Genomic DNA, 3939 nt, shown 5'->3' on the forward strand with positions numbered 1-3939 from the left:
CATAAAGCCGGGTGACCGGCCTCTCACTGACCACCAGCGTCGGACCGTAGCCCCTACCGCGCGAGCGGTTTAGTCCTTCGACCCTATGCGGCCGTCGGACTATGAGGATTGTCTATGTCCACTTCCAAGGCCTTAACGGACCCTCACACAGGCAATTGGATCACATAGTCGGTTGCGCGAGTTCACGAGAATCTCGCCTCGCGTTAGTGTGGCTGAACACTGTGCCAAACAGTATTCAGGCCGTCGCCTGCGCGGTCACCTGGCTTTTTATCCATCATGCCGCGATACAACGGCTTTCCTCCGTAGGTCCATTGACGTTGACCGTTGCCTGTATCGACCAACTGCAGCGCGCCCGAAGCCTTATCGTCCGGGCTCGCGAGCGCGGGCGGAAAGTTCCGCGCACAGTCACCTTCGCATGATTTGGCGTCTGGTGCTCGTTGCCCTCCAAAAGCGTAGAGCGTCATCCCATGCTCATCAACAAGCCGGCCATCGCTCACGTGAGGTGGCGCAGCAAACGCCGAAGTGGCCGCCGAAATCACCACAATACCGATAAACGCCTTCATGTCCGTTCTCCTTTCTGACATCAATTGAACGCACGCTCATCAGTCTGCGCGCGCTCCCCCTCTCCAAGCGGTGTCATCGTCACTTCGGCGCCATGATGCGCAGCGTCGGATGACCTTCGAGGTTCTTGAGAGGGAAGTACGATCGATGCGTCACCGCATCGACGTACGCGACGTGGGCGTTCGGTCCCAGAAAGCTTTCGCCCGCTTTCGTGACACGGGTCCCGTCATAACGGAACATCGATACGACACCTGCTTCGCCAGCAACATACACCGTGCGTGCCGAAGCATCGAGCGCAAGCACGTCGGGATCTCGCCCCACGTCGAACGATTGCGACACGCGCTCCGTTCGCATGTCGAGCACCAGCATTTTGCTGTTCCCCTCACACGCGATGAATGCCAGTCGTGATTGCGGCGCGATGAGCAAGCCGTGATTCCCGTCAGCTCCGGGCAAGTCGATGCGCGCGACGATTGCATCCGTCGATGGGTCAATTTCGACCAGCTGCCGGCGCGTCTGAACGTTGACAAAGATATGCCGCGAGACCGGATCGTATTGCGTGTTGCCGACCTCGCCATCCAGCGCGATGGTCTTCACGCGCCGGTTCGTTGACACGTCGATGACGGTCTCAGTCTTTCCCGTCTCGTCGGATACATAAAGCTTGTGCACATCAGGCGCATAGGCCATGCCGTCGGGATACACACCTCCCGGCATTCGAGCGACAACCTTCAGCGTCTTCTCGTCGATTGCGACGATCTCGTTCGTTCCGGTCGCCGACGCAAACGCCCGCGACAACTCCGGAACAACGAGCACGCCATGCACGGCGGCGATGTTCTTTATGGTGGCCGTGACACGCGCCTCTTGCGTATCAAAGACGACTATCTCTCCGTCGCCCAAGTGGGCAATCATCAAAAGATGACGTTCGAGATCACCACTTGCATAATCGAAACGAGACGTCCGGCCCGGCATCGGAATGTCCGCAACACGCTGAAGCGGAAGTTGCACCGCTGTACCTTGGCCCGCTGCTGCCCCGACGCGAGGCAGCAAGAACACAACGATTGAAGCAGCCAGCAGCGCTGCGCCGATAAGAGAGCCAAGCTGCCGAATCTGTTGCAATGGGTTCATGAACGGTCTCCCTCGAGACGTACATGTCGAAACGCGGCGAGCAGCGCCAGGTCGTAGATGATCTTGAGTGCGCCGCATGCAATCAGCGGCGCTTCAAGCCAACCTAGTCCGATCAAACCGCCGGCAATAGTCGGGGCAATGGCTGCGGCGAGGCTACGTGGCACTGCGGTCAAACTTGCTGCGGCAGCGCGTTCCGATGGCGTGACGACGGACATGACATAGGCGCTGCGCGTGGGTACGTCGAGTTGGGACAGCGCGCTCCGTAGAAGCAGCATTAGCAGCGCCAGCTGCAGTGACGGCATGAAGGCCGCCGCGATAAGACACAGGCTCGACGGGATATGCGTGAATACCATCGTATTCAACAGGCCGATCCTGCGCGCTAGCGGTGCGGCTGCGAGTTGCGAGCCTGCGCTCAATAGTCCTGTGCAGAAGAAGAATTCCCCTGCCCCGCCGATCGAAAGATCGAACCGCGCAATGAGCCACAGCGCCAGCAGCGCGTTGACCACCAATCCTCCAGCAAAGGCATCGACGCTGAAAAGCATCGCAAGGCGCATGACTATCCAGCGCGAGGGTCCTAACGAGGTGCGAATTGTGGTGGTAACTTGCTGATGCGGCGGCATGTAAAGATACAGGACGAGGATCGCAAGGCCCGAAAGCGCATACACCATGAACATGCCCCGCATGGCCGACAGTGCTGACACTCCGAAATGCGCGGCGATCCAGTCGGGGACGCCAGCCAGCGGCGCCCCCAGCGCGCCGGACAGCGCGCCAACGAGGCTGTAGCGCGCGAACAATGCTGTACGTGCCTGCGCCTGCGATGCTTCGGCGAGACATGCATGTTCGATCGGTAGAAACAGACTGACATCGCCCGCACTCGGATTCATTGTGCCGACGAATGCCACCACGAGCAGCGGCCATAGTGTCGAAAAGCTAAGAAAGCCGACGCCCGTTGCCGTCATTACCACGGCAGCGATTAACAGCAGCGATCGGCGCGAGTAGCGATTGCCCACCAAGCCGACCACGATCGTCGCGATTGCGGATCCAAGCAGGGTCGACGTGCTGACGAGCCCGACCGATAGGGTCGACATACCGAGCGCGAGAAGGTACGCAGGGAGCAACACGGCAATGAATCCATCGCAAAAGCCGCGCAGACTTCGCGCTGCGAGCAGTCGCCAAACGCCGGGGGTGACGCCCGGAAGTTCAAATCTCGACGAGAAGCGAGTGATGGCAGGAATCATCGCAATGCCTCCGGCGCGCGTGCGCCACAGCGCGCAGGCATCGCCGCCTGGAGTCTCATGGACGCGTTGTCCCAATTCACGATATTGAAAAACTGATTGACGTAATCGTTGCGGCGGTTCTGATATTTCAAGTAGTAAGCGTGCTCGAAAACATCGAGCACAAGGATCGGCTGGATGCCCCAGGCTGTGAGCTTCTGATGGTTCTCGCACTGGAGGATCATGACCTTGTCCATGGCCGGGTGATAACCCACTACACCCCATCCCGAGGCCTCGGTCGCGATCGTGGCAGCGACGAGCTGTGCTTTGAACTTTGCATACGAGCCGAAACTTCTGTCGATTGCTTTCGCCAGTTCGTTCCTAGGTTCTCCGCCCTTACCCGAGATGCTCGTCCAGTACACGGTATGCAAGATGTGGCTCGAAAGCTGAAAAGCGAGTTCCTTTTCATGATGCTTCACGAGCGCGAAGTCGTTTGTGTCGCGTGCCTTGGCCAGTCCATCCTCTGCCTTGTTCGCCGCTGCCACCGCAGGCTTGTGGTGGAAGTTGTAGTGCAGTTCGACAGTGCGTGCGTCAATGATCGGTTCGAGCGCATCGTAGGCGTACGGTAGCGGAGCGGCGGCATACTTGCCGTCCGTATCGGTCAACTTGTCAACATAGCCAGCGCGCTCGGTCGCGTCCGCTGAATGCGCGTTTGTCATCAGCAGACCTGCGCCGACAGCAGCAGTGTCTTGAATGAAAGTGCGCCGAGTTGCCATGATGTACTCCGAGTAGCTCAGATGCGCGCACCGCCGCTCAGTGCGCGTACAGGTGATAGAGCGGAAAGACGGCCAAACCGATGAGCGCTGCCGTCGCGACGATGACAGGCTCTTGCAGCTTCCTGAAGCGCCACAACAGCAGAACTGTGGCAACGGCGAGCAGCGCGGTTGGCCAGTCAACAATCGAGCGGGGACTGTCCAAATTTTTGTGTGCAAGGCGGATGAAGCTTCCAGTCAGGACACTCATCGTGATCCTAGAAGCTGGG

At 59.2% G+C, this 3939-nt stretch carries 4 protein-coding genes and 1 pseudogene; all 5 read right to left on the reverse strand.

The window, feature by feature from the left end:
* Positions 1 to 203 precede the first annotated feature (203 nt).
* A complete protein-coding gene (locus AWB74_RS43505; protein ID WP_061152661.1) occupies positions 204 to 563 on the reverse strand; it encodes a COG4315 family predicted lipoprotein in 360 nt (119 codons plus the stop codon).
* 79 nt (positions 564 to 642) lie between these two features.
* The gene (locus AWB74_RS43510) at positions 643 to 1683 is read right to left on the reverse strand and encodes a YncE family protein (RefSeq protein ID WP_061152662.1); all 1041 of its coding nucleotides are present in this window, start codon (positions 1681 to 1683) and stop codon (positions 643 to 645) included.
* Complete coding sequence (locus tag AWB74_RS43515) at positions 1680 to 2921, reverse strand: MFS transporter (protein ID WP_061152663.1); 1242 nt, start codon at positions 2919 to 2921, stop codon at positions 1680 to 1682. The genes AWB74_RS43510 and AWB74_RS43515 overlap by 4 nt, the downstream gene beginning before the upstream one ends.
* Positions 2918 to 3673: a superoxide dismutase gene (locus tag AWB74_RS43520; RefSeq protein ID WP_235024941.1), complete on the reverse strand. Its 756-nt coding sequence runs from the start codon at positions 3671 to 3673 to the stop codon at positions 2918 to 2920. Before AWB74_RS43520 ends, AWB74_RS43515 begins: the two co-directional genes overlap by 4 nt.
* 37 nt (positions 3674 to 3710) lie before the next feature.
* Positions 3711 to 3939: pseudogene (locus AWB74_RS43525) on the reverse strand (hypothetical protein); the annotation flags it as partial.

Origin of the sequence: Caballeronia arvi, assembly GCF_001544695.2 — a bacterium.
In the GTDB taxonomy this organism is placed as follows: domain Bacteria; phylum Pseudomonadota; class Gammaproteobacteria; order Burkholderiales; family Burkholderiaceae; genus Caballeronia; species Caballeronia arvi.

What these genes read in the sequence shown, in the direction of transcription:
- AWB74_RS43505 (WP_061152661.1), bottom strand. Translation starts at nt 563, where the DNA reads ATGAAGGCGTTTATCGGTATTGTGGTGATTTCGGCGGCCACTTCGGCG.
- AWB74_RS43510 (WP_061152662.1), bottom strand. Translation starts at nt 1,683, where the DNA reads ATGAACCCATTGCAACAGATTCGGCAGCTTGGCTCTCTTATCGGCGCA.
- AWB74_RS43515 (WP_061152663.1), bottom strand. Translation starts at nt 2,921, where the DNA reads ATGATTCCTGCCATCACTCGCTTCTCGTCGAGATTTGAACTTCCGGGC.
- AWB74_RS43520 (WP_235024941.1), bottom strand. Translation starts at nt 3,673, where the DNA reads ATGGCAACTCGGCGCACTTTCATTCAAGACACTGCTGCTGTCGGCGCA.